The following is a 25,565-nucleotide window of genomic DNA, read 5'->3' as shown; positions in this document are numbered from 1 at the left end:
GTTCCGCACGTGAGTCGACGTTCATTGCTCTCCACGCCGCTGGGAAGGCGATGAACGACATCTCACGTGCGCGGGTCGTGACCGGCCGCGGCGCGCGGACGGGCGAGGCGATCGGAGTGGTGATCGGCGGACGTGTCCCGATGAGGGCCGTCGACGACCCCGATCGGTACCGGGCCGCCGATCAACCCCCCGGGGATCGGTCATCCGTGCCGGCCGGCGGCCATGGTGCCGCCGTCGATCCGGATCGTGTCCCCGGTGATCCAGCTCGCGGCGTCGGAGACCAGGAACCCGACCGCCGACGCCACGTCGGCCGGCACGCCGAGGCGGCGCATCGGATAGCCGTCGGCGACGCCCTGCTCGTCGTGGGCGTAGAGGGCCTCGGCGAACCGGGTCTTGATCACCGCGGGCGCGACCGCGTTCACCCGGATCTTCGGCCCGAGCTGCCCGGCCAGCTCCTCGGTGAGCCGGATCAACGCCGCCTTGGACGCGCCGTAGGCCCCGATCACGCCGGTCGAGCGGATCCCGCCGAGCGAGGCGACGTTCACGACCGACCCGCCGGCCGAGCCCATCCCGGCCCGGTAGGCCTCCTGCACGAAACCCAGCGCGGCGACCACGTTCACGTCGAAGATCTTGCGGACGGCGTCGAGGTCGGCGTCGACGAGCGGGCCGTACTGCGGGTTGATCCCGGCGTTGTTGACCAGGATCGCGATGTTGCCGAACCGCTCGACGGTCGCCCGCACGGCCTCGGCACGGTGCGCGGCGTCGCCGGCGTTACCGGGGACGCCCAGCACCCGTTCCGGGGCCCCGGCCGCCTCACCCAGCTCGGCCACGGCGGCGTCGAGCTCGGGGACCTTGCGCGCGGTGATCGTGACCGATGCCCCGCGGGCGAGCAGCTCGGCGGCGATGCCGTGGCCGATGCCACGGCTGGCCCCGGTGACGAGGGCGGCGCGGCCCACGAGGTCGGCCGGTGGGGGTACGGGAGCGGTGACATCGGTCATGCCGGGGACCCTACGTCCGGAAACTGATCGCCCCGGCCGGTAGCCTGGTGTCGTGGTCCTGCTCGAGTAGGTGTGTGCGCGCCGCCGGTGCACTGTGTGCCCGCGCCCGGCGCCCCCTGCCCGGTCCTTCTGCCTCGGCCACCCCCGTACTCCACTGTCTGGAGCTTTGTCGTGATCACCGCATCGGATGTCGAACTGCGTGCCGGTTCCCGCATCCTGCTCTCCGGCGCGAACATGCGCGTGCAGCCCGGCGACCGGATCGGCCTGGTCGGCCGCAACGGCGCCGGCAAGACGACCTCGATGCGGGTGCTGGCGGGGGAGGGCGAGCCGTACTCCGGGAAGATCATGTCCAACTCGCCGGTGGGCTACCTGCCGCAGGACCCGCGCGAGGGCGACATGTCGGTCACGGCGAAGGACCGGGTGCTCTCCGCCCGCGGCCTGGACGTGCTGCTGGCCAAGCTGGAGAAGGTCCAGACCGCGATGGCCGAGGTCGTCGACGCGGGCGAGAACGACAAGCTGGTCCGCGAGTACGGACGGCTCGAGGAGCGGTTCTCCTCGCTCGGCGGGTACGCGGCGGAGAGCGAGGCCGCGCGGATCTGCACCAACCTCGGGCTGCCCGAGCGGGTGCTCACCCAGCAGATCGAGACGCTCTCCGGTGGTCAGCGCCGCCGCGTCGAGCTGGCCCGGATCCTGTTCGCCGCCTCCGACGGCGGTTCGCAGAGCGCCACGACGCTGCTGCTCGACGAGCCCACGAACCACCTCGACGCCGACTCGATCACCTGGCTGCGCGGGTTCCTGCAGCAGCACGAGGGCGGGCTCGTGGTGATCAGCCACGACACCGAGCTGCTGGCCGCCGTCGTCAACAAGGTGTGGTTCCTCGACGCGATGCGCGGCGAGGTCGACCAGTACAACATGGACTGGCGCCGCTACCAGGAGGCGCGCGCGACCGACGAGAAGCGCCGCCGCCGCGAGCGGGCCAACGCCGAGAAGAAGGCGTCGCAGCTGCACACCCAGGCACTCAAGATGGGCGCCAAGGCGACCAAGGCGGTCGCGGCCAAGAACATGGCCCGCCGCGCCGACGAGCTGCTCTCCGGCCTCGAGCCCGAGCAGCAGGCCGACCGGGTCGCCAAGATCCGCTTCCCCGATCCCGCATCCTGCGGCAAGACCCCGATGACGGCGGAGGGCCTGTCCAAGGCCTACGGGTCGTTGGAGGTCTTCACCGGCGTCGACCTCGCCGTGGACCGCGGCGCCAAGGTCGTCGTGCTGGGTCTCAACGGTGCCGGCAAGACGACGCTGCTGCGCCTGCTGGGTGGGACCGAGGCCCCGGACTCCGGGCGGATGGTGCCCGGTCACGGGCTGCGCACCGGCTACTTCGCCCAGGAGCACGACACCCTGGACATGAACGCGTCGGTCTGGGAGAACATCCGGCACGCCTCGCCGGACACCGACGCGCAGCGGCTGCGCACCGTGCTCGGCACGTTCATGTTCTCCGGCGAGCAGCTCGAGCAGCCGGCCGGAACGCTCTCCGGCGGCGAGCGCACGCGACTCGCGCTGGCCGGGCTGGTGTCCAGTGCCGCGAACGTGCTGTTGCTCGACGAGCCCACGAACAACCTGGACCCGGCCAGCCGGGAGCAGGTGCTCGACGCGCTGCGGCGGTTCACCGGGGCGGTCGTCCTGGTCACCCACGACCCGGGCGCCGTGGAGGCCCTGGAGCCGGACAAGGTGATCGTCCTGCCGGACGGGACCGAGGACCACTGGTCCGCCGAGTACCTGGAGCTCGTGCAGCTCGCCTGAGCGGCGGGGTCGTGCGCATCACCCGATCGGATCACGAACCGATCAACGGATGTACACGGAGTTCGCGCCACGACGCCGTCGACCCCGTGTCACTCCTATCAGGTGATCGATTTCTGACGCCGTGTGAGCAATGGCAGGGCCGTCCACCGACGTGAATGATCCATTCGGGCGAACCGCTCACCGATCGCGTTCTCACCGTCCTGGCCAGAATTCCCCAACTGGATCATCATTGCGAGATCGTCACGCCTCGTGTGGCGGTCCGCGGGGGCATCCGCGGCGGGGATGAGGAGGGCCAGTGGCCGATCTGAAGAAGGGCGCCCGGATCACCGGGACGCAACGGGGCAAACTCGCCGCCGATCTGAAGAAGAAGTACGAGAAGGGCGCGAGCATTCGTTCCCTCGCCGAGCAGACCGGGCGTTCGTACGGATTCGTGCACCGGGTGCTGAGCGAGACCGGGGTGACGTTGCGCGGCCGCGGTGGCGCGACGCGTACCAAGAAGAAGTAGTCGCCCACCGCGCACCGTCACCGCTGTCCCGGGTCGGGGTCCGGCCCGGGATTCGGTGTGGCTACGGGGTACTCCCGCCCCGACCGGCTCCCCGGGCCACGGCCCGGTGGCGCAGCATCGCGCGCCCGGCGCCGGCACGCGACGTAACGTGGTAGCTCGCCGTCCACCACCGGCGAGGGGAGATCGATGGATCGCCAGCTCACAGCGCTGCGCGGGGTCATCCGCGGTGCCGACACCCCGCGGTCGATCACGCCGGGGACCTGGCCGCGGATCCTGCGGTTCGTACGGCCCTACCGCCGCTGGCTGATCTCGTTCCTGGCCCTGACCACGGCCACCGCCGTGATCGGCGTGGCCACGCCGGTGCTCGCCGGACGCGTGGTCAACACGATCGTCGGCGCCGGGCGGATCCCGGACGCCGGACGCGTCGTGATCGTGCTGGCGCTGGGCATCGCCGGGATGGCGGTGATGGAAGCCGTCGTCGGGCTGGCCGGGCGGTGGTTCTCCTCGCGGCTCGGGGAGAGCCTGATCGCCGACCTGCGCGTGTCGGTGTTCAGCCACGTGCAGGCGATGCCGCTGGCGTTCTTCTCCCGCACCCGGACCGGCGCGCTGGTGAGCCGCCTCAACAACGACGTGATCGGCGCCCAGACCGCGATCACCGGCACGTTGTCCACGGTGCTGTCGAACTCGATCCAGCTCGTGCTGGCGGTCGCGGTGATGATCGGGCTGGCCTGGCAGGTCACGGTGCTGGCGATACTGCTGCTGCCGATCTTCGTGCTGCCGGCGCGGCGGATGGGGAACTGGATCGCCGAGCTGCGCCGCGAGGCCGCGGACCTCAACGCCGCCATGGGCAACCAGATGACCGAGCGGTTCTCCGCCCCCGGCGCGACGCTGGTCAAGCTGTTCGGCGACCCGCAGGCCGAGGCCACCGTGTTCCGGTCGCAGGTCGCGAAGGTGCGCGACATCGGCGTCCGCTCGGCGATGGTGTCGCGGATCTTCGTCACGGCGCTGTCGCTGGTCTCCGCGCTGGCCCAGGCCCTGATCTACGGCTTCGGCGGCTACCTGGCCGTGACCGGGCAGATCCCGGCCGGCACCGTCGTCGCGCTGGGGCTGCTGCTGACCCGGCTCTACACGCCGATGACGGCGCTGGCCAACGCCCGGGTCGACGTGATGACCGCGCTGGTCGCGTTCGAGCGGGTCTTCGAGGTGCTCGACCTGAAGCCGAACATCAGCGAACGCGACGATGCGAAGGACCTCCCGGAGGGGCCGGTCGGGGTCCGGCTGCGCGACGTGCGGTTCACCTACCCCAGCGCCGAGGACGTCTCGCTGGCCTCGCTGGAGGAGGTCGCGGTCCTCGACCACCGGCGCAACGTCGAGGTGCTGCACGGCATCGACCTGGAGGTCGGGCCGGGGCAGCTGCTCGCGCTGGTCGGCACGTCCGGCGCCGGGAAGTCCACGTTGGCCGCGCTCGTGCCGCGCCTCTACGACGTCGACTCCGGGGCGGTCGAGCTGGCCGGCACCGACGTCCGCGCACTGCGGTTCTCCGCGATCCGCGGCGCCGTCGGGATGGTCACCCAGGACGGGCACCTGTTCCACGACACGATCGCGGAGAACCTGCGCTACGCCGCGCCGGGCTCGTCGCAGGACCAGATGCGCGACGCCCTGCGCCGGGCCCGGCTCGGCGACCTGCTCGACGCGCTGCCGGACGGCCTCGACACCGTCGTCGGCGAGCGCGGTTACCGGCTCTCCGGCGGCGAGCGTCAGCGCCTCACGATCGCGCGCCTGCTGCTCGCCAGGCCGCGCGTGGTGATCCTGGACGAGGCGACCGCGCACCTGGACTCCGAGTCCGAGGCGGCGGTCCAGGAGGCACTGGCCGAGGCCCTGGTGGGGCGGACGGCGATCGTGATCGCGCACCGGCTGTCCACCGTCCGCGCGGCCGACCGGATCGCCGTCGTCGAGGCGGGACGTGTGGCGGAGACCGGCACGCACGAGGAGCTGCTCGCGGCCGGGGGCCGCTACGCCCGTCTCTACCGCACCCAGTTCGCCGACCCCCGTCCGGCCGCCGTCGGTCACTGACCGGGAGCTCCCTGCTCCCTCCCGGCTCCTTGCCCCCCGGCTCCCTGGCGGGCGCCACCTGTTCGGACGACGCCGATCGGCTCGCGCAGACCGGCCCCGCACGCGCTTCCGGCCCCGCACGCGCTGACCGGCCCGCACCGGCTGACGTCCCGAGGGGTCCCCTCGCTCCCGGTGAGGTCCCGAGGGTTCCCCTCGCGACCCCGCCGACGCGACCCCCCGCGATCGGGAGCGGTGGTCAGCCGGAGGCGCGGTAGCCGCGGGGGGAGACCCCGTAGGTGGCGCGGAAGGCCCGGCTGAACGCGGCCAGGTCGGTGAAGCCGTACCGGCGGGCGACCTGCGTGATCGACGCCCCGGCCAGGCGCCGGTCGCCGAGGTCGCGGCGGGCGCGCTCCAGGCGGGTCCGGCGGATCCGTCGGGTCACCGACTCGCCGCTGTCGGCGAAGAGCCGGTGCAGCTGGCGGGGCGACACGAAGTGCGCGGCCGCGATCGACGCCGGGCCCAGGTCGGGGTCGTCGAGGTGCTCGGCGACGTACTGCTCGACCCGGGTGCGCAGCGCGGCGCGGGACCGCTCGCCTGCGGCCACCGACAGCCCGGCGGTGCGTTCGCCGGCCAGCGTCGCGACCAGGCCGCCTACCTCATCGGCGAGCCGGACCGCGCCCGCGGCGCTGAGCTGCGGCGGATCGGCGACCAGGTCCTGCAGCACCCCGCCGACCATCCGGCCCAGCCCGGAACGCCCGCCGAACCGGCAGGCGGTGACCGCGGCGGACTCGGCGTCGGCGAGGTCGACGCACTCCCGCGGCCAGGTGAACACCTGCAGCACCCAGTCGCCGCCGAAGGACCAGCGGAACGGCCGGCCGGTCTCGTAGAGCGCGAGGTCACCCGGATGCAGCACGGTGCTGCGGCCGTCCTGCTCGAGTGACGCCGTGCCGCGGGCGAGCATCCCCACCTGCAGGTACTCGCGGTCGTCGTGGCCGGCGAGCTGCGGGGTGCGCCGGCAGGTCTGGGCCACCGAACCGACCTCGGAGACCTGCAGGTGGGCCAGCGTCGCGCTGCGCGAGGACCCGGCGAACGAGGACGCGCGGCTGCGGTCCGGCGCCACGTCGAGGGCGACGAAGTCGTGCCGGAGGGCCTCGCGCCACTCGTCGTAGCGGCGGGTGGCGCGGTGCACCGGCTCGGAACCCGGAGCGAGGACCACGGCCGTTCACCCCCGTCCCGTGTCGGATCCGCCCGACGTTCACAGCCGGGTCGGACGCCGTCAAGGGACGTTCGGGTTACGCCGGACCCGACGCCTCACCTGCGGTATCGCGGGCTCGTGCTTCTCGCTTCTGCGGCCCCGGCCCGGTCTTCCGGCGTGGCAGGCCAACAACCCGGCACGCGGCGACAACCCGGCCCCGGCCCCGGCCGACGACGATCGGCGGACCACCACGTGCACCCGGAGGACCTCGATGACCACCACCGAACTCCCGCTCGTCGACCTGGGCGGGTCCGGAACCCGTCGCGCGATCTGCCCGCACGACTGCCCGGACGGCTGCGCGATGACCGTGACGGTCGAGAACGGGGTCGCGACGTCGGTCCGCGGCGACAAGGAGCACCCGTTCACCCGGGGCGGGCTGTGCGTCAAGGTCAACAACTACACCGAGCGGGTCTACAGCCCGGAACGGATCACCACCCCGCTGCGCCGCTCCGGCCCGAAGGGCTCCGGCCGGTTCGAGCCGATCTCCTGGGACACCGCCGTCGCCGAGGTGGCCGCCAACTTCAACCGGGTGATCGCCGAGCACGGCGCCGAGGCGGTCATGCCGGTCAGCTACCTGGGCACCCAGGGCACGCTGAACGGGCTCAACGTCGGTGACCCGTTCTTCAACCGGATGGGCGCCACGGTCAGCGAGCGCACCTACTGCGACTCCGGCGCGTCGACGGCGTACGTGATGAGCCTCGGGCCGACCGCGGGCGTCGACCCGGAGAGCCTGGTGCACTCCAGGTACATCGTCATCTGGGCCTGCAACATGGTCTCGACGAACCTGCACCTGTGGCCGTTCGTGGCGCAGGCGCAGCGCAACGGGGCGAAGGTCGTCGTGATCGACCCGGTGAAGCACAAGACCGCCGCCCGCGCCGACTGGCACATCCCGATCCGGCCCGGCACCGACGGCGCCCTGGCCATGGCGATGATCAACGTGATCGTCACCGAGGGGCTGACCGACGCCGACTACGTCCGCGACCACACCGTCGGCATCGACGAGCTGACCGAGCGGGTGGCCGGCCACACCCCGGAGTGGGCCGAGACCGAGACCGGCATCCCGGCGCAGGACATCCGGACCCTGGCGCGGGAGTACGCGGCCGCGCAGCCGTCGATGATCCGGATCGGGGTGGCGATCGAGCGCCACTCCGGCGGCGGGCAGACCGTGCGCGCGATCTCCTGTCTGCCCGGCCTGGTCGGCGCCTGGCGCAAGCCCGGCGGCGGTCTGCTGGCGCTGCCGCTGTGGGCGTTCCCGGTGAACTGGGACGCGCTGAGCCGGCCCGAGCTGCGCCCGGAGCACACCCGGGTGATCAACCAGTTCCACCTGGGCCGGGCGCTGACCGGGGAGATCCCGGGTGACGGCCCGGGAGTCCACGCGCTGATGGTCTACAACTCCAACCCGGTGGTGGTCTGCCCGGACCAGGAACGGGTACTGGCCGGGCTCGCCCGCGAGGACCTGTTCACGGTGGTGAGCGAGCAGTTCCTCACCGACACCGCGCAGTACGCCGACATCGTCCTGCCGGCCGCGAGCCAGCTCGAGCAGCTCGACGTGATGTTCTCCTGGGGACACTTCTACATCGGCCTGAACCGGCCCTCGATCCCGCCGGTCGGTGAGGCGGTCAGCAACACCGAGCTGTTCCGGCGCCTGGCCGCGGCCATGGGCTACACCGAGGACTGCTTCACCATGACCGACGAGGCGATGATCGACGACGCCTACGACTGGGCGGCGCCGGCGCTGGAGGGGATCACCCCGGCGACGCTGGCCGAGACCGGCTGGGCGCGGTTGAACCTGCCCGCCGCCGACGCCTACGCCCCGCACGCGCAGGGCGGGTTCCCGACGCCGTCGGGCAAGCAGGAGTTCCTCTCCGCGGCCGCGGCGGGCGGCAACTTCGTGCTGCCGCTGTTCCGGCAGGGCAGCAACGAGGCCCAGCCCGGCGAGGACGTCGACCCGCTGCCGCACTACATCCCGCCGCGCGGCCCGGACGAGGCGCACCGGCTGTCGCTGATCTCGCCGAAGTCGCACGCGTTCATCAACTCCAGCTACGGCAACCTGCCGGCCCAGCAGCGGGTCGCGGGGGAGCCCTCGGCCTGGCTGCACCCGGTGGACGCCGACGACCGGGGGGTCCTCGACGGCGAGCTGGTGCGGATCTACAACGAGCTCGGCGAGATCCTGGTCAAGGCCAAGGTCACCGCCGACGTGACCCGCGGCGTGGTGATGGCGAGCATGGGCGCCTGGCGCGCCCAGACCAAGGGCCAGAGCACGGTGAACGCGATCAACCCCACCGAGTTCGCCGACCTCGGGCACGCCCCGACGTTCAACGACACCCGGGTGGAGGTGGAGCGGGCCTGACCGGCCGCTCGGCGACCTGCCTCGGGGGCGGTCCGCGTCAGGTGGCGGGCCGGGCCCGGACGCCGTTCTCGACCACGTCCAGGACGGCGTCCAGGTCACCGGCCGGCAACCCCATGGCCAGGTGCGAGACCAGGCCCTCGAGCACCAGCTCCAGGTACTGGGCGAGCACGGCGACCGGTACGTCGTCGCGCAGCGCGCCCGCGGCGGCCTGGCGTTCCAGACGCCGGCGGGTGGCGGCGGTGAGCGCGGCCGAGTGCGCCTGCCAGCGGCCGCGGAACTCCGGGTCGGTGCGCAGCCGTCGGGAGACCTCCAGCCGGGTGCCCAACCAGCTGCGGTCGGCCGCGGCCGCGCCCCGGCCGGTGCCGCCGTCCGGGTGGATGGTGCTCGGGTCGCCGCTGTTCGGTCGCCTGCCGTTCGGGTGAGCGGCGGCGGTGTGCGCGTGGTCCGGATGCGCTGTGTCCGGAGGCCTCCCGTTCGCGGCGGCGGGCCCGGCCGGGTCGCCGTCCGCGGCCCGCGCGGTGTCGAGCAGCTCGCGCATCACCTGCACCAGCCCCTGCTCGGCGACGACGTCGGCCATTCGGCGGGCGTCCTCCTCGGCCAGGGCCAGGAACAGGGCTTCCTTGTCCCGGAAGTAGTGGAAGATCGCGCCGCGGGACAGGCCGGTGGAGGTCTCCAGCCGCCGCACCGTGGCTCCCTCGTAGCCGTGGTCGGCGAAACACCGGCGCGCCCCGTCGAGGATCTGCCGGCGCCGTGCGGCGAGCTGATCGGTGCTGACGCGGGGCATGGGACGAGTATTCCGTACGCGTGTCCTCCATGCCCGGGCCACGGACGGCGCACAGCGGGGCCCCGGGCGCAAGCACCGTCGGGTGCAGATGCTCCCCCGGCGTCGTCGTTCGGCGGGCTGCGGTTGTCGGGGGTCGGGGGTAGCGTTTTCCAGCGTGACGGGAGTAGCGGGAGACTCCGCGGCGCGGCACGACACCGGACCCGGTGTCCTGCGCAGCCGCGCGGAGGCCGAGGCGTACGTGGCCTCGGTCTGTTTCAAGCACGGGCCGCCGAAGCTGGTCGGTGTGGAACTGGAATGGATGCTCTACCGTCCCGAGACCCCGGACGCGCCGGTCGACGTCGACTCGCTGCGCGCCGCTCTCGGCCCGCATGCTCCGAAGTCCCTCGACCCGGACTCTCCCGCTCTTCCCCTCCCCGGTGGCGCCGACGTGACCGTCGAGCCCGGTGGTCAGATCGAGATCGCCGGCCCGCCGCTGCCGGACCTCGGCTCACTGCTGCGCGACGTCACCCGCGACGCCGACCGCCTGCACGCCCTGCTCGCCGCCCACGGCCTGCGCCCGCACGCCCGCGCCGCGGACCCGGTGCGCCCGGCACGGCGCCTGCTGGACCTACCCCGCTACCGCGCCATGGAGCGCGTGTTCGACCGTGTCGGCCCGCACGGGCGCAGCGGCATGTGCTCGACGTCGTCGGTGCAGGTCTGCCTCGACGCCGGCACCGAGGCGTCGGCGCCGAAACGCTGGGACGCCCTGCACGCGCTCGGTCCGGTGCTGGTCGCGGCGTTCGCGAACTCCCCGGTCATGCACGGGCGCGTGACCGGCTGGAAGTCGTCGCGGATGGCGTCCTGGCTGAGCCTGGACCCGGCCCGCACCGCGCCGCCGTCGGTGTCGCCGGACCCGGCCCGGACCTGGGCCGAGCGGGTGGTCTCCACCCCGTTGCTGTGCGTGCGCGGAGACGGCAGCTGGGAGGTCCCGCCGCAGACCTCGTTCGCCGACTGGATCGACGGGGCCGCCCGCGGCCGGTTCGACGGCGCGCTGTCGCGCCCGCCGACGACCGGGGACCTGGACTACCACGTCTCCACCATGTTCCCGCCGGTCCGCCCGCACGGCCATCTCGAGGTCCGCTACGTCGACGGGCAGGACGGCCGCGACTGGGCGCTGCCGACCGCCGTGCTGCTCGCGCTGACCTCTGACGCCGCCGTGCTCGACCGGGTGCGCGAGGCCTGCGACCCGGTACGCGACCGCTGGGTCGCCGCCAGCCGCGACGCCCTGGCCGACCCGGCGCTGGCCCGCGCCGCCGCGACCGTGTTCCCCCTGGCCTGCGAGGTGCTGGGCCGTTCCGCCGACGCCGGACGGGGGACCGGGCTGGCGTGGGGCCCGTCCGAGCTGCTCGCGCGGCTGGAGGAGGTCACCGAGCAGCGGGTGCTGCGCGGGCGATGTCCGGCCGACGACCCGTCGCCGCTGGAGGTGGGCGCTCCCGCCGCCGGCGCCCCGCAGACCCCGTTCCCGGCCGGGCTCTCGCTGCCCGGCCCCACGACGACACGTCCGGAGGTCGTGCCCCCGGACGTCACGAGCACCACCGGACGACCGCACGTCCAGGAAGGAGCAGTCTGATGACGGACCCCGTCACCGAGACCCCCGTGACGACCGCGTCCACCACGCCGTCCGCCCGGCCCGCACCGCGCCCCGGCGAGGACACCGAGCAGCTGCGGACGCGGGTGGCCGGCCTGCTGGAGCGCTCGCGCGCCCGCAGCGCCGTGCTGACCGACATCGACGAGCGCGAGCTGACCACCCAGCACTCGCCCCTGATGTCGCCGCTGGTCTGGGACCTGGCGCACATCGGCAGCCAGGAGGAGCTCTGGCTGGTCCGCGACGTCGGCGGCCGCGAGCCGCTGCGCCCGGAGATCGACGGGCTCTACGACGCGTTCCAGCACACCCGCTCCAGCCGCGTCGAGCTGCCGTTGCTGACGCCGTCCGAGGCGCGCACCTACGTCGGCGAGGTCCGGGAGAAGGCCCTCGACGCGCTGGGCTCGAGCCCGTTGCGCGGGCGCCGCCTGGAGCACGAGGCGTTCGCGTTCGGGATGATCGTGCAGCACGAGCAGCAGCACGACGAGACGATGCTGGCCACCCACCAGCTGCGCGCCGGGGCCCCGCTGCTGCACGCCCCGGCCCCGCCGCGCCCGCCCATGTCGCCGGGCGGCGACCACGCAGTGCCGCTCGGCGCGGCCGAGGTGCTCGTACCGGGCGGGCCGTTCACCCAGGGCACCTCCACCGAGCCGTGGGCGCTGGACAACGAGCGCCCCGCGCACGTCGTGGACGTGCCGGCGTTCGTGATCGACACCTACCCGGTGACGAACGGGCAGTACGCCGAGTTCGTGGACGCCGGTGGCTACGACGACCCGCGGTACTGGACCGAGCGCGGCTGGGCGCACGTGCGCGAGCAGGGCCTGGTCGCACCGCTGTTCTGGCAGCGCGACGCGTCCGGCGCGTGGTGGCGGCGACGGTTCGGCGTCGTCGAGCAGATCGTGCCCGACGAGCCGGTCGTGCACGTCACGTTCCACGAGGCGCAGGCGTTCGCGCGCTGGTCGGGCAAGCGCCTGCCGACCGAGGTCGAGTGGGAGAAGGCGGCCCGGTTCGACCCGGCCACCGGCCGTTCCCGGCGTTACCCGTGGGGCGACGACGAACCCACCGACAGCCACGCCAACCTCGACCAGCGGCACCTGCAGCCGGCCCCGGTCGGTGCCTACCCGCGCGGTGCGTCCGCGCTCGGGGTGCACCAGATGATCGGTGACGTCTGGGAGTGGTGCGACTCGGGCTGGCACCCGTACCCGGGCTTCGAGATGTTCCCGTACCCGGAGTACTCCGAGGTCTTCTTCGGCGGTGACTACGCGGTGCTGCGCGGGGGCTCGTTCGGCACCGACGCGTCGGCGATCCGCACCACGTTCCGCAACTGGGACCACCCGGTGCGCCGCCAGATCTTCTCCGGGATCCGGCTGGCGCGCGACCCGCGCCCGTCCGAGCGGGGGGCGTAACCGCGCGGTGTGCCGACATCTGGCCTACCTGGGGCCGCCCCGCACGCTCGCCTCGGTGCTGCTCGAACCGGCCCACGGGCTGCTCGAGCAGTCCTACGCGCCCGCGGACATGCGCGGCGGCGGGACGATCAACGCCGACGGGTTCGGCGCGGGCTGGTACCCGGCCGCGCCGGTCCCGCCCGGCCCCGCGCCGGTCGCCGCGCCGGTCGCCGTGGGCCCGGGCGGGAACGGCCACGCCGTCGTCGACCCGGATGCACCGCCGGAGGCCGTCCGCGAGGGCGCGCACGGCGGCACCGGGGCGGCGCCGGTGCGGATCCGCAGCGATCAGCCGATCTGGTCGGACACCTCGTTCGCCGCCGTCGCCGCGAGCACGCTCGTGACCGGGGTGCTGGGCGCGATCCGCTCGGCCAGCCCCGGCATGCCGGTCGTCTCGACGGCGGCCGCGCCGTTCGCCGAGGGCCGCTGGCTGTTCAGCCTCAACGGTATGGTCCGCGACTGGCCGGGCTCGCTCGAGCACCTGGCCGCGACGCTGCCGACGCGGGACCTGATCACCCTGGACGCGCCCACCGACGCGGCGGTGCTCTGGGCCCTGGTCCGGCACCGGCTCCGCGCCGGGCACGACCCGGCCGCGGTCCTGGCCGACACGGTGCTCGCCACCGAGGACGCGGCCCCCGGCTCCCGGCTGAACCTGCTGCTCACCGACGGCACGACGATCTGGGGAACGGCATGGCGGCACGCGCTGGCCGTGCACACCGGCGAGGACTCGGTGACGGTCGCGTCCGAGCCGACCGGCCCGCTCCCCTCCTGGACCCAGGTGCCCGACGGGCATCTGGTGGTGGCCCGTCCGGGTCACCACGACCTGCACCCGCTCGCGGAGCACGACCGCGACCGCGCGACCGCGCGGTGACTCCGCCGGCGCGGGTGTGACCGACAGGGAGCACGATGAATACCGAGTGGAGCGCAGGCGGAACGAGCGCCGGCACAGGACTCATCCGACTCGACGTCCATCTCACCGAGGCCGATGCCGCCGCCGCGCTGCGGGCCGACGTGGCCTCCGGGCTGACCGCCCACCCCAAGGAACTGCCGCCGAAGTGGTTTTACGACGCCCGCGGCTCCGAGCTGTTCGAGCAGATCACCGACCTGCCCGAGTACTACCCGTTCCGCACCGAGCGGTCGCTGCTGACCGACTCCGTCGCCGACATCGCCCGCGCCTCCGGCGCGCAGACGGTGGTCGAGCTCGGATCGGGCTCCTCGACCAAGACCCGGCTGCTGCTCGACGCGTTCCGGGCGGCCGGGACGCTGGGCTGCTACGTGCCCCAGGACGTCAGCGAGTCCGCGCTGCGCGGGGCGATCGACGAGCTGGCCGACCGCTACCCGGGCCTGGCCCTGCACGGCGTCGTCGGTGACTTCACCAAGGACCTCGACCGCCTGCCCGGCGCCGCCCCCGGCGGCAGGCGCATGATCGCGTTCCTGGGCGGGACGATCGGCAACCTGCTGCCCCGGCAGCGTCACGAGTTCCTGACCCACGTGCGGTCGGTGCTGGAACCGGGGGAGCAGCTGCTGGTCGGCACCGGTCTGGTCACCGACCCGGCCGTGATCGTCCCGGCCTACGACGACTCCGCGGGCGTCACCGCCGAGTTCAACCGCAACGTGCTGCACGTGCTCAACCGCGAGCTCGGCGCGAACTTCGACGTCGAGGCGTTCGCCCACGTCGCGGCGTGGGACGCGGACAACGAGTGGCTGGAGATGCGGTTGCGCGCCGAGCGGGACATGGACGTCCGGGTCTCCGAGCTCGACCTCGACGTGTCGTTCGCGGCCGGCGAGGAGATGCGCACAGAGATCTCCGGGAAGTTCCGGCCGTCCAACATCGACTCCATGGTCGTCGCCGCCGGGTTCGAGACGACCCGCCGCTGGACCGACCCGGACGAGCGGTTCGCACTGACCCTGGCCACCGCCGTCTGACCGCCCGCGGCCGGCGCTTCCGGGCGGCGTCGGCGCTGCCCTAGCGTGCGGGCATGGCGATGAACGCGATGCACCGGCGGATCTGCCGCTCGGACTCCTGGTCGGAGAGGATGCACGGTGCCGTGCTGCCGTGGGCGACCCGCGACGTCGACCTCGGCGGCAACGTCCTGGAGATCGGGCCCGGCTACGGCGTGACGACCCGCTGGCTCGCGCCGCGCACGGGGTCGCTGACCGCCGTCGAGGTGGACGGCACGATGGCCGCGGACCTGACCCGTGAGCTCGGCGACGCCGTCGACGTCCGGCACGGCGACGGCGCCGCGCTCCCGTTCAGTGACGCGTCGTTCGACACCGTCGTCTGCTTCACGATGCTGCACCACGTGCCGAGCGCGCAGCTGCAGGACCGGCTCTTCGGCGAGGTCGGCCGGGTGCTGCGCCCCGGTGGGCGCTTCGCCGGCATCGACAGCCGGGCGAGCCTGCGCTTCCGGCTCCTGCACGTCGGGGACACGATGACCAACGTCGACCCGGCCACCCTGCCGGACCGGCTGCAGACGGCCGGGCTCACCGGGCCCGACGTCGAGCTCGGCACCCGCTCGTACCGCTTCCGGGCGACCCGTCCCGGTCGCTAGCGTGTCGTTCATGGCCACCGACTGGCGTGACGACGGCGTACGCGTGATCCCCGGCGACTCCCTGGACACCAACACCGCGCAGACCCCGGGCATGAACCGGGCCGCCGCGGTCACCCACGACCGGGCCGGCGCGCAGAAGCTCTGGGCCGGCACGGTCACCATCCACCCCGGGGCCCGGACCGGCGCGCACCACCACGGCGAGCTGGAGAGCGTGATCTACGTGGTCCGCGGGCGGGCCCGGATGCGCTGGGGCGAGAACCTGGAGTTCGTCGCCGAGGCCGGGCCGGGCGGGTTCATCTTCGTCCCGCCCTTCGTGCCGCACCAGGAGATCAACGCGCTCGACGACGAGCCGCTGGAGTGCGTGCTGACCCGCAGCGGCCAGGAGCCGGTCGTGGTCAACCTCGACATCGACGGCGTCACCGACCCCGAGCACGTGCCGTGGGTCGACCCCCTCCACCGGGCCTGATCAGGAGCGGGCCCGATCCGGGCACCGGAGTCCGAACCGGACGCCGGACGGCCCGCCGCGTGCGGAGGGTCCGGGGGAGTCGTAGCGTCGCCGCCATGACCCAAGGTGTGCGTTACGACGCGGTGCTGTCCGAGACGGTCGTCATCCGCGGACACGGTGGCGACGAGGTCGAGGCCTACACGGCCCGCCCGATGACGCTGGGCCCGCGGTCCGGGGTGCTGGTCATCCACCACATGCCCGGCTACGACCGGGAGAGCAAGGAGACCGTGCGCCGGTTCGCGGTCGAGGGCTACGACGCGATCTGCGTGAACCTCTACACCCGCGAGGCCCCCGGAGCCGACCCGGACGACGCCGCGGCCACCGCCCGCGCGCAGGGCGGTGTGCCCGACGAGCGGTTCGTCGGCGACGCCGCCGGCGCCGTCGCGTGGCTGCGCGCGCTGCCCGGGGCGAGCGGCAAGGTCGGCACGATCGGCTTCTGCTCGGGCGGACGGCAGGCGTTCCTGTCCGGCGTCGAGCTCGACGTGCAGGCCGCCGTCGACTGCTACGGCGCGTTCGTGGTCGGAACGCCGCCGGAGGGCTTCCCGGTGCAGGTCAGCCCGCTCGCCGACCGGGTCCCGGAGCTGCGCGCCCCGTTGCTGGGCCTGTTCGGCAACGAGGACTCCTACCCGTCGCCGGCGCACGTCGACGAGCTGGAGGCCCTGCTGCGCGACGCGGGCAAGACCTACGAGTTCCACCGCTACGACGACGCCGGGCACGCGTTCTTCTCCGTCGACCGCCCGTCCTACCGGGTCGCCGCCGCGCTCGACGGCTGGGAGAAGATCCGCGCCTTCTACCGCAGGCACCTGGGGGTCTAGAGCATGTGCACCTACAGCACCGAGAAGATCGACGTGGCGGCCAGCAGCGGCAAGGGCCCGGACGGCTGGTTCCCGCTGCGCACGGCGACGGTCTACTACGACCACCCGGTGCACGCCCCCGACGAGCACACCGTCAACATCGACTTCCTGAACCCGGAGCGCGGCCCGTCGGCCCGGGTCGCGGTGGAGCTGAGCCTGGACAGCGCCCGGGAGCTGCTCGCCGCGCTGCAGACCACGGTCGACCGCGCCGCACACCACTGACCGGCCGGGGCCGGTCACAGGTACGGCTGGGTGATCATCTCCAGGAAATGGCCGGCGGGGTCGCGGAAGTAGACGCCGCGGCCGCCGTGGTCGTGGTTGATCTCGCCGGGCCGCGACATCTGCGGGTCCGCCCAGTGCTCGACACCGCGCCCGCGCAGCCGCGCGTGGGCCCGGTCGAACAGCGCGTCGTCGACCAGGAACGCGTAGTGCTGGTTCTGGATCTCCGGGAACGCCTGGACCGGCAGGTCGGCGAACTGCAGCAGGACCCCGCCGTCGATCGACAGGTTGGTGAACGGGCCCCAGGACGGCGCGTCGGCCGCCTCGAGGATCTCCCGGAAGAAGCGCGCCGACTCGGCGCGGTCGCGCGCGGCGATGATGGTGTGGTTGAACGTGACGGGCACGGGGGTCCTCCCGGTCGGTGTGGCGGAGACACCGGGAAGGAGCCGCGCCGCCCCGGGCCGACGGAGCAGACCTCACGAACGGGGAACGTGCGAACCAGGGATGCGCCGCGGGCCCGTGCGGGAGGTGCTCGGCACGACGCGGACGTCGGGTGCCGGCCGGTACAGCCGCTCCTTCCCGGTAGGCCCATGGGGGCGCGGCGCCGACGTTAGCAGCGCGGTGACGCCGATCAGAACCGGATTTCCCGGTCCGACACGACCTGGGCGTCGATCCCGGCCGTGGCGGCCGCGGCGGCGTCGAGGGTGGACACGTACTCGTTCTTGAGCTTCGCGCCGTCACCGGCGAACACGCCGGTGCGGTACGGGTAGAAGCCGACGGTCGGCTCGGTGCCCGCAGCGCTGGTGCGCACGGCGTTGTGGAAGTCGCCGTTGGACCGCCGCAGCCCGGCGAGGATCCGGTGCGCGGCGGCGGTGCGGTCGGGCACGTCGGCCCCGTCGGCGAGCTGCACGGCCAGGTGCAGCTGCCGGTCGCCCGCCGCGTCGGTGAACGAGACGAGCCGGTGGTTCTCCACGACCGGGAGGAGCTCCGGGTCGGCGTTGATCACGTCGCGCAGCCCGTCCGGCGCGACGACGGCGCCGTTGTAGTCCACCGACAGGTCGCTGCGCCCGTAGTGCAGCAGCACCGGCAGGTCCAGCACCTTCTCGTCGATCACGTGCCGCAGCCCGAACCGGCGCAGCACCGGCAGCAGCTCGCGCATCCGGACCACGTGGCCGCGGTCGTGGATGTTGTAGCGGATCCGCGGGTTGAGGTTCTGCGGTCGGGTGATCGTCACGACGAGCTCGCCGTCGTCGCTGGTCTCGATCAGGTAGGCGTAGGGGTTGAACTGGAACACATTCGGCAGCACGCCGTACTCGGTCTGCTTCGTCAACGCCGCGGACAGGGAGGCGTCGGCGGCGATCGCCCGGCGCAGCGCGATCGTGAACTCGGTCTCCATCCCGATCGAGATCTCCAGGTCGCTCGCCCCGTAGGCGCCGATCACCGAGTGCGCCGTGCGCAGGATGTGGTCGCGCATGCCCTCGGTGATGCCCTCGCCGCCGAACGCGCAGACCACGTCGTAGGCCGACCAGTCGAGGCGGTCGTCGTCGAACAGGCCCTTGAGGAACGGCGGGTAGCTGGTGATCACGTAGGTGAAGCCCGGGCCGAACTCCTGCATCGTGTGGATGATCTTGTCCCGGTCCGGGCCGGTGGATTTGAGCACGGCCACGCCGGTGAGCCCGGCCGAGACGTTCATCCCGGTCGCCCACGCGCCGAGGGAGAACGCGTTGATCACGAACGGCGGCTTGCGCAGCGTCGAGGCGGTGCGCAGGAACCCCACGCGTAGCAGCTCGCGCGACGCCCGTCGCTCGACCGGGCCGCGTACCCAGCTCGTCGGGCGCCCGGACGAGCCCGACGACTCGTCGACCACCACCCCGCGGCGCGGCAGCCGCCCGCCGACGCACCGGTCGGCGATCGACCACCGGCGGATGTAGGAGTCCTTGTCCATCACCGGCAGCGCGGCGAACGCCTCGTCGGCGGCGGCCGGGTCGCGCGGCAGCCGGGACGGTGCCCCGTGCTCGGTCAGGAACGCGGCGTAGGCGGGCACGTCACGGGCGGTCCGGGCGAACGTGCGGTACGCGCGCCGGCGGCCCAGGCGCTGCCGCAGCGGCTCCACACCCGGCGCGAGCAGCAGCGCGTGCGTGCGCGGGTACCGGCCGAGCAGGTCGACGACGACCTCCTGCAGCCACATCAGCAGCCTCATCGCGAGCCTCCGACGATCATCGCGTCCAGGGGGCGCCGGTGCGCCCGCGGCGGTTCCGCGCTGTGCCCGTAGCGGAACAGCATCCAGGCGCTCGCCCCGCCGGACCCGTCGATGCCGCCGGACTCGTCGATGCCGGCGGCGTCGACGAACGCCGCGTGCGAGCGCGGGTTGGTGATCACGGTGCCGAACGGGTGCAGGTGCACGCCGCGGCGGGTGAAGGCCAGCCAGACGCGCATGAAGCAGCGGCCGGCCTCGATGTAGTCGCGCGGGCCGGAGAACGGCCCGGTGAGCCAGCCGAGCTCGCGCACCCCGCGCATCGTGTTCAAATAGACCCGCCGCAGCAGGGCCCCGGCCAGCGGAAGGTCCCACATTCCGCGGTGGCGCATCGCGAAGCCCAGCAGCGGGCCGGGCAGCAGCATCGTCTCGGCGGACAGGCCGTCCCGGGTGGCCGCGGCGTGGCGCTTCGAGGTGCGGATCCAGGCCAGGATCTCGGCGTGCACGGCGTCGTTGCGCAGGTCGTCGAACAGGGTCTCCTGGTTGATCCGGATCAGGTCGTCGACCAGCGCCCGGTCCGCGGTCGCGCCGAACGCGTGCCCGGTGCCCGCGGCGATCGCGGTGACCTCGTCCAGGACCGCCCGGTCGACGCGGGTGCGCCGGTAGGGCCTGCGCGACGTGCGGCGGCGGTGGAACGCCTCCAGCCGCGCGGTCGCGTCCGGGGTGATCTGCGCGGGCGCCAGCTCGAGGGCGCCCAGCGGGTGCAGCCGTTCGGTCGCGGAGAAGTCGAGGTCGTCGTCGCGCAGCGACTCGGTGACCGCCCAGCCGTGCCCGGCGGCCACGGTCGACAGCGACTCCAGGAACACCCCGGCGCAGACGTGCCCGAACGGGATCCCGAAGTTCTCCGCCGGAAGGCCGCGGTCGAGGTCGTAGAAGAACTCGGCCCGGCGGCTGTCGTGTACCCGCACGAGGATCGGCTGCGAGTTGTGCGGGGACGGGTACCCGCGCGCCTCGTCGAGCAGGGCGTGCCACGGGTCCGGGAGCGTCGGCATGGCGGAACTGTAGGGCGGTCCGCACCGGTCCCGGCTCCGCAATCCCACGCAGACGCCCGGACACGACGACGCCCCGCCGGACAAGTCCGGCGGGGCGTCGAGGTGGTCGGGATACGGGCGGCGTCAGCCGCGCAGCATGCCCCGCAGGACGTACTGCAGGATCCCGCCGTTGCGGTAGTAGTCCGCCTCGCCGGGGGTGTCGATCCGGACGTCGGCGTCGAACTCGATCTTCTCGCCGGAGTCCTTGGTGGCCGTCACGTGCACCGTGCGCGGGGTCGAGCCGTCGTTCAGCGCCGTGATGCCCGAGATGTCGAACGTCTCGGTGCCGTCGAGGCCCAGCGACGACGCCGACTCGCCCTGCGGGAACTGCAGCGGGACGACGCCCATGCCGATCAGGTTCGACCGGTGGATGCGCTCGAACGACTCCACGATCACCGCGCGGACCCCGAGCAGCGCGGTGCCCTTGGCCGCCCAGTCACGCGAGGAACCGGAGCCGTACTCCTTGCCGCCGAGCACGACGAGCGGGGTGCCCTGCGCGGCGTAGTTCTGCGCGGCGTCGTAGATGAACGCCTGCTCGCCGCCGTTGGTGAAGTCGCGGGTGTACCCGCCCGAGACGTCGTCCAGGAGCTGGTTGCGCAGCCGGATGTTCGCGAACGTGCCGCGGATCATCACCTCGTGGTTGCCGCGCCGGGAGCCGAAGGAGTTGTAGTCCTTCTTGTCGATCTTGTGCTCGTCCAGGTACTGCGCGGCCGGGGTGCCCGGCTTGATCGCGCCGGCCGGCGAGATGTGGTCGGTGGTGACCGAGTCCCCGAGCAGGGCGAGCACGCGGGCGCCGGAGACGTCGGTGACCGGCTCCGGGTCGGTCGCCATGCCCTCGAAGTACGGGGGCTTGCGCACGTAGGTCGACTGCGGGTCCCACTCGAAGGTCTGGCCCTCCGGCGTGGGCAGCGACGTCCAGCGCTCGTCGCCGGCGAACACGTCGGCGTAGTCCTTGGTGAACATCTGCTGGCTGATCGAGTCGTCGATCGTGCGCTGGATGTCCTCGGCGGCCGGCCAGATGTCGCGCAGGAACACGTCGTTGCCGGACGTGTCCTGGCCCAGCGGTTGGTTCTCGAAGTCGAAGTCCATCGTCCCGGCCAGCGCGTAGGCGATGACCAGCGGCGGGGACGCCAGGTAGTTCATCTTGACGTCCGGGTTGATTCGGCCCTCGAAGTTCCGGTTGCCCGACAGCACCGAGCAGACGGCCAGGTCGGCCTCGTTGACCGCGGCCGAGATCTCCTCGGGCAGCGGGCCGGAGTTGCCGATGCAGGTGGTGCAGCCGTAGCCGACCAGGTGGTAGCCCAGCTTCTCCAGGTAGGGCCAGAGACCGGCCTTCTCGTAGTAGTCGGTGACGACCTGCGAGCCCGGCGCCATCGACGTCTTGACCCACGGCTTGACGGCCAGGCCCTTGTCGACGGCGTTCTTGGCCAGCAGCGCCGCTCCGAGCATCACCGACGGGTTCGACGTGTTGGTGCACGAGGTGATCGAGGCGATCACGACGGCGCCGTGGTCGATCTCGAACTCGGCCCCGTTGAGCGTGACCTTCGTCGGCTTGCTGGTGCGCCCGCCTGCACCGGCCGCGGCCGAGATCGGGGAGCGCGGGGCGCCGTCGCCGTTCCCGCTGCCCGACGGGGCGGCCGGGTCGCTGGCCGGGAAGCTCTCCTCGCCGGCCTCGTCCACCGAGGAGGTGCTGTTCTGCGATCCGCTGTCCTGGGCGTAGTCGCCCAGCGACGAGCGGAACGCGGGCTTCGCCTCGCTCAGCGCGATCCGGTCCTGCGGGCGCTTCGGGCCGGCGATCGACGGGACGACCGTGGACAGGTCCAGCTCGAGGGTGTCGGAGAAGACGGGCTCCTGCGACGCGTCGTGCCAGAGGCCCTGCTCCTTGGCGTAGGCCTCGACCAGCGCGATCTGCTCCTTCGAGCGGCCGGTCAGCGTGAGGTAGCGGATCGTCTCGTCGTCGATCGGGAAGATCGCGGCGGTGGAGCCGAACTCGGGGCTCATGTTGCCGATGGTGGCCCGGTTGGCCAGGGGCACCGCTCCGACGCCCTCGCCGTAGAACTCGACGAACTTGCCGACGACACCCTTCTTGCGCAGCATCTCGGTGATCGTCAGCACCACGTCGGTGGCGGTCGCGCCGGCCGGGATCTCACCGGTCAGCTTGAAGCCGAGCACCTGCGGGATGAGCATCGAGACCGGCTGTCCGAGCATCGCGGCCTCGGCCTCGATGCCGCCGACGCCCCAGCCCAGCACGCCCAGGCCGTTGACCATGGTGGTGTGCGAGTCGGTGCCGACCAGGGTGTCCGGGTACGCGGAGAGGATGGAGCCGCCTTCGGCGGTGGCCACATCCCGGGCCATGACCGTACGGGCCAGGTGCTCGATGTTGACCTGGTGCACGATGCCGGTGCCCGGGGGGACGACCTTGAACTCGTCGAATGCGCCCTGGCCCCAGCGCAGGAACTGGTAGCGCTCCTTGTTGCGGCTGTACTCGAAGTCGACGTTGCGCTCGAAGGCGTCCGGCGTGCCGAACACATCGATGATCACCGAGTGGTCGATGACCAGCTCGGCGGGCGCCAGCGGGTTGACCTTCGCCGGGTCCCCGCCCATCTCGGTGACGGCCTCGCGCATGGTGGCCAGGTCGACGACGCAGGGGACGCCGGTGAAGTCCTGCATGATCACCCGGGCCGGGGTGAACTGGATCTCGGTGTCCGGGGCGGCCGTCGGGTCCCAGCCCGCGATCGCGCGGATGTGGTCGGCGGTGACGTTCGCGCCGTCCTCGGTGCGGAGCAGGTTCTCCAGCAGCACCTTCAGGCTGTAGGGAAGGCGCTCCGAACCCTCGACCGCGGAGAGCCGGAAGATCTCGTACCCGGTGCCGTCGACGTCGAGCTGTCCTCGGGCTCCGAAGCTGTCGGTGCTGGCCACTGGCTGTCCTCCCGCGTGGTGGGCGCGTACTGGTTCGGGTCGGGTGGGGTCGTTCGCGAGTCTCGCGCACCGCGCCGTGTGCGGCAGCACGACCCCTCGTGCCCAAATAGTACGCCTGTCCTATATAGCGCCGCGAGGGGTGTGTGGCCCCGAGTTCGGCGGTCCCGCGGTATCGCTCGTGTGGCGGAAGTTCTCCGGGAGTTCCGTGTGTCGCGCTGTGACGGCAGGGACGGAAGTGAGAACCTGCGCGCGGTCACGGGCAGTGGCGATCTTCGACCAGCGAGAGGGGACGGCGTGACGCGCAAGGTCCGGCGGCCGTTCGGCACTCCTGCCGTGTGCGCCACCCTGGGCCTGCTGGCCGCGCTCCTCGCGTCCACCCCGGGGATCGACCCGGGGCCGGTCGCCGCCGTTTACGCGAGCACCGCCACTGCGAACGCCGCTCCCGCGCAGCCGCCGCCCCCGGTCCCGCCGCCCAACCCCGGTGACGGCGAGCTCGAGCGCAGCCGCGGTGACGTGGCCGCCCGCGCCGCCGAGGTGGGCAGGCTGACCGCGCGCCTGTCCGAGCTCGCCGAGGAGGCCGACCAGCTCCAGATCCAGGTCGCGTCCCAGCGCGAGTCGGCCAACCAGGCACGCGACACCTCCGATGCGGCCGGTGCCGCGGCCGTCGAGGCGGCGGACCGGGCGGAACAGGCGAGGCGCAGGACCGAGGAGGCGGGCGCCGCGATCGACGCCGCCCGTACCCGCCTGGACGAGTTCGTCGCCGGGATCTACGGCCACGGCCTGGACCTGGGCCCGCTGGGCCTGCTCAGCCGCGCGACCGATCCGCAGGACCTGATGGACCGCGCGCGACTGACCGACGCGCTGAGCCAGGACCAGGCCGATGCCCTGGACCAGCTCGAACGCGCCCGGGTCGCGCAGGCCAACGCCGACTCGCTGGCCCGGGCCGCCCAGGAGGAGGCCGACCGGCGCAAGCAGGCCGCGGACGAGGCGCGCAGCGCGGCCGACCAGGCACTGGTCGAGGCCCAGCAGGCGGCCGCCGAGCAGTCCGCGCGCCTCGACGCCGTCAACGGCGAGCAGGCCGCGGTGGCGCAGCAGCTCGACGCCGCACAGAACTCCGACGCCACACTGCGCGGTCAGCGTGCGCGTTTCGAGCAGTGGCAGGCGGCCCAGGCCGCGGCGGAGCGGGCACGGGAACGGGCCCAGCAGGCCGCCGCCGAGGCCCGCAACCGGGCCCGGGCCAGCGAGGAGGACTCCTCCTCGTCGTCCTCCGGCCCGGCGCCTGCGCCGCGCCGGGGTGGCTCGGACGCGATCGAGACCGTGATCGACCGGGCGATGGCCCAGATCGGCGTCCGGTACTCCTGGGGCGGGGGCAACTCCCGCGGCCCGACCAAGGGCATCCGCGACGGCGGCGCAGGCGACGCCAACCGCGACTACGCGAACGAGGGCTTCGACTGCTCCGGTCTGATGCTCTACGCGTTCGCCGGGATCGGGGTCGACCTGCCCCGCTACAGCGGCAACCAGCACAAGGCGGGCGAGCAGGTGCCGGCCGACGAGATGCGCCGCGGCGACATGCTCGCCTGGGCCGAGGACGGCCGGACCTACCACATCGCGCTCTACCTGGGCGACGGCAAGATGCTCGAGGCGCCGTACTCCGGCTCCGAGGTCAAGGTGTCCCCGGTGCGCTACAAGAACCTGATGGACACCGTCACCCGCCTGGTCTGAGCCCGCCGGGCCCGCGACACCTCAGCCGCGGAGGTGGGCCAGCACGGCGAGGACGCGGCGGTGCCCGTCGGCGTCGGCGGGCAGGTCCAGCTTGGTGAAGATGCTGCGGGTGTGTTGACCGACGCCCGCCTGAGCAACGGCCTGGTCGCGCTGCTGGTCGTGATCGCGGTCGGGCGGGCTGGCCGTCGCGAATGGCACCGCGATGGCCGCGCACGGCCGGCGCCGGGACCTCGCCGTCCTCCGGTCCGCCGGCGCCACGCGTGCGCAGCTGATGCGCACCGCCCTCGCCGAGACGGCGGTGGTTGCGGTGGCCGGGGTCCTCCTGGGGCTGGCCGTGACCATCCCGCCCCTGGCCGGCGTGGCGTCGGGTCTGTCCGAGGCGACCGGAACCGCCGTCACCCTGCACCTGGATCCCGCGACCCCGGCCGCGGCCGCCGCCGCGTGCCTGGGACCGGCCCTGCTCTCCACCGCCGTCGTCACATGGCGGACGACCCGCCCCTCTGGTGAGGGGAACGTGTCGTGACCGCACGACGAAGACCTGACAGCTCCGATTCGTCCTCCGCTGTCAGAACGGCGGCGGGTCATCGCCGTCGTCGGTGTCGAGGCGGACGGGGTCGGTGGCCGGAATCGGGTCGGTTGTGCCTGTGGTGGGGAGTGGGTCGGTGAAGGGCCGGTAGTCGTAGGGGTCGCTGGTGTAGCGCAGGCCGG

The 25,565-nt window shown here is 73.1% G+C and carries 22 protein-coding genes; 14 read left to right on the top strand and 8 right to left on the bottom strand.

Annotation, left to right across the window (positions count from 1 at the left end; all coding sequences use genetic code 11):
* Window positions 1-200: 200 nt before the first annotated feature.
* The gene (locus I4I78_RS11405) at window positions 201-998 is read right to left on the bottom strand and encodes an SDR family oxidoreductase (protein WP_218611244.1); all 798 of its coding nucleotides are present in this window, start codon (window positions 996-998) and stop codon (window positions 201-203) included.
* Between the two features lie 171 nt (window positions 999-1,169).
* On the opposite strand from I4I78_RS11405, the gene I4I78_RS11400 reads away from it, so the two are divergent.
* From I4I78_RS11400 to I4I78_RS11390, 3 genes are all read left to right on the top strand, one after another.
* Window positions 1,170-2,792, top strand: coding sequence for an ABC-F family ATP-binding cassette domain-containing protein (locus I4I78_RS11400; protein ID WP_218611243.1), 1,623 nt, complete (start codon window positions 1,170-1,172; stop codon window positions 2,790-2,792).
* A 295-nt stretch (window positions 2,793-3,087) separates the two neighbouring features.
* Complete coding sequence (locus I4I78_RS11395; RefSeq protein WP_130290587.1) at window positions 3,088-3,297, top strand: helix-turn-helix domain-containing protein; 210 nt, start codon at window positions 3,088-3,090, stop codon at window positions 3,295-3,297.
* A gap of 186 nt (window positions 3,298-3,483) precedes the next feature.
* Entirely contained in the window at window positions 3,484-5,370 is a 1,887-nt protein-coding gene (locus I4I78_RS11390; protein ID WP_218611242.1) for an ABC transporter ATP-binding protein, read from the top strand.
* A gap of 235 nt (window positions 5,371-5,605) precedes the next feature.
* On the opposite strand, the gene I4I78_RS33795 is transcribed toward I4I78_RS11390, so the two are convergent.
* Window positions 5,606-6,565, bottom strand: coding sequence for a helix-turn-helix domain-containing protein (locus I4I78_RS33795; RefSeq protein WP_218611241.1), 960 nt, complete (start codon window positions 6,563-6,565; stop codon window positions 5,606-5,608).
* Window positions 6,566-6,815: 250 nt separating this feature from the next.
* Here I4I78_RS33795 and I4I78_RS11380 point away from each other — a divergent pair, with 250 nt between their 5' ends.
* Window positions 6,816-8,954 carry a molybdopterin-dependent oxidoreductase gene (locus I4I78_RS11380; RefSeq protein ID WP_218611240.1) on the top strand — a complete coding sequence of 713 codons (2,139 nt, stop codon included), beginning with the start codon at window positions 6,816-6,818 and terminating at the stop codon, window positions 8,952-8,954.
* A 37-nt stretch (window positions 8,955-8,991) separates the two neighbouring features.
* Here I4I78_RS11380 and I4I78_RS32775 read toward each other — a convergent pair whose 3' ends face one another.
* Entirely contained in the window at window positions 8,992-9,738 is a 747-nt protein-coding gene (locus I4I78_RS32775; RefSeq protein ID WP_226379510.1) for a TetR/AcrR family transcriptional regulator, read from the bottom strand.
* Between the two features lie 154 nt (window positions 9,739-9,892).
* Here I4I78_RS32775 and egtA point away from each other — a divergent pair, with 154 nt between their 5' ends.
* The 8 genes from egtA (at window position 9,893) to I4I78_RS11330 (ending at window position 16,934) form a co-directional block, all read left to right on the top strand.
* Window positions 9,893-11,347 carry an ergothioneine biosynthesis glutamate--cysteine ligase EgtA gene (egtA, locus tag I4I78_RS11365; RefSeq protein WP_308252033.1) on the top strand — a complete coding sequence of 485 codons (1,455 nt, stop codon included), beginning with the start codon at window positions 9,893-9,895 and terminating at the stop codon, window positions 11,345-11,347.
* A complete protein-coding gene (egtB, locus tag I4I78_RS11360) occupies window positions 11,347-12,765 on the top strand; it encodes an ergothioneine biosynthesis protein EgtB (RefSeq protein ID WP_218611239.1) in 1,419 nt (472 codons plus the stop codon). The genes egtA and egtB overlap by 1 nt, the downstream gene beginning before the upstream one ends.
* A gap of 7 nt (window positions 12,766-12,772) precedes the next feature.
* Window positions 12,773-13,672: an ergothioneine biosynthesis protein EgtC gene (locus I4I78_RS11355; protein ID WP_218611238.1), complete on the top strand. Its 900-nt coding sequence runs from the start codon at window positions 12,773-12,775 to the stop codon at window positions 13,670-13,672.
* Between the two features lie 35 nt (window positions 13,673-13,707).
* Complete coding sequence (gene egtD / locus I4I78_RS11350; protein WP_218611237.1) at window positions 13,708-14,727, top strand: L-histidine N(alpha)-methyltransferase; 1,020 nt, start codon at window positions 13,708-13,710, stop codon at window positions 14,725-14,727.
* A gap of 53 nt (window positions 14,728-14,780) precedes the next feature.
* Window positions 14,781-15,353: a class I SAM-dependent methyltransferase gene (locus I4I78_RS11345; protein WP_218611236.1), complete on the top strand. Its 573-nt coding sequence runs from the start codon at window positions 14,781-14,783 to the stop codon at window positions 15,351-15,353.
* A 10-nt stretch (window positions 15,354-15,363) separates the two neighbouring features.
* Entirely contained in the window at window positions 15,364-15,819 is a 456-nt protein-coding gene (locus I4I78_RS11340; protein ID WP_226379509.1) for a cupin domain-containing protein, read from the top strand.
* A gap of 95 nt (window positions 15,820-15,914) precedes the next feature.
* On the top strand, window positions 15,915-16,673 hold the full coding sequence (locus I4I78_RS11335) for a dienelactone hydrolase family protein (RefSeq protein ID WP_218611234.1): 759 nt from the start codon (window positions 15,915-15,917) through the stop codon (window positions 16,671-16,673).
* Window positions 16,674-16,676: 3 nt separating this feature from the next.
* Window positions 16,677-16,934 carry a DUF6295 family protein gene (locus I4I78_RS11330; RefSeq protein ID WP_218611233.1) on the top strand — a complete coding sequence of 86 codons (258 nt, stop codon included), beginning with the start codon at window positions 16,677-16,679 and terminating at the stop codon, window positions 16,932-16,934.
* 14 nt (window positions 16,935-16,948) lie between these two features.
* Here the strand turns inward: I4I78_RS11330 and I4I78_RS11325 are convergent, their stop codons facing one another.
* From I4I78_RS11325 to I4I78_RS11310, 4 genes are all read right to left on the bottom strand, one after another.
* Window positions 16,949-17,335 carry a VOC family protein gene (locus I4I78_RS11325; RefSeq protein ID WP_218611232.1) on the bottom strand — a complete coding sequence of 129 codons (387 nt, stop codon included), beginning with the start codon at window positions 17,333-17,335 and terminating at the stop codon, window positions 16,949-16,951.
* Between the two features lie 227 nt (window positions 17,336-17,562).
* Complete coding sequence (locus I4I78_RS11320; RefSeq protein ID WP_218611231.1) at window positions 17,563-19,131, bottom strand: phenylacetate--CoA ligase family protein; 1,569 nt, start codon at window positions 19,129-19,131, stop codon at window positions 17,563-17,565.
* Window positions 19,128-20,177: a hypothetical protein gene (locus I4I78_RS11315; RefSeq protein WP_218611230.1), complete on the bottom strand. Its 1,050-nt coding sequence runs from the start codon at window positions 20,175-20,177 to the stop codon at window positions 19,128-19,130. Before I4I78_RS11315 ends, I4I78_RS11320 begins: the two co-directional genes overlap by 4 nt.
* Window positions 20,178-20,300: 123 nt before the next feature.
* Window positions 20,301-23,135, bottom strand: coding sequence for an aconitate hydratase (locus I4I78_RS11310; protein WP_218611229.1), 2,835 nt, complete (start codon window positions 23,133-23,135; stop codon window positions 20,301-20,303).
* A gap of 294 nt (window positions 23,136-23,429) precedes the next feature.
* Between I4I78_RS11310 and I4I78_RS33790 the strand changes: the two genes are divergently transcribed.
* Window positions 23,430-24,857, top strand: a complete 1,428-nt coding sequence (locus I4I78_RS33790) for an NlpC/P60 family protein (RefSeq protein ID WP_218611228.1) — start codon at window positions 23,430-23,432, stop codon at window positions 24,855-24,857.
* 21 nt (window positions 24,858-24,878) lie between these two features.
* Here the strand turns inward: I4I78_RS33790 and I4I78_RS11300 are convergent, their stop codons facing one another.
* Window positions 24,879-25,055, bottom strand: a complete 177-nt coding sequence (locus I4I78_RS11300) for a hypothetical protein (protein ID WP_218611227.1) — start codon at window positions 25,053-25,055, stop codon at window positions 24,879-24,881.
* A 4-nt stretch (window positions 25,056-25,059) separates the two neighbouring features.
* Between I4I78_RS11300 and I4I78_RS11295 the strand changes: the two genes are divergently transcribed.
* Window positions 25,060-25,380 (top strand): FtsX-like permease family protein, encoded by a 321-nt coding sequence (locus I4I78_RS11295; RefSeq protein WP_218611226.1) that lies wholly within the window; start codon window positions 25,060-25,062, stop codon window positions 25,378-25,380.
* Window positions 25,381-25,565: the final 185 nt, after the last annotated feature.

Origin of the sequence: Pseudonocardia sp. KRD291, assembly GCF_019263595.1 — a bacterium.
Classification (GTDB): domain Bacteria; phylum Actinomycetota; class Actinomycetes; order Mycobacteriales; family Pseudonocardiaceae; genus Pseudonocardia.
Note: the sequence above shows the minus strand (reverse complement) of the source record. Positions and strands in the feature narration are given on the sequence as shown.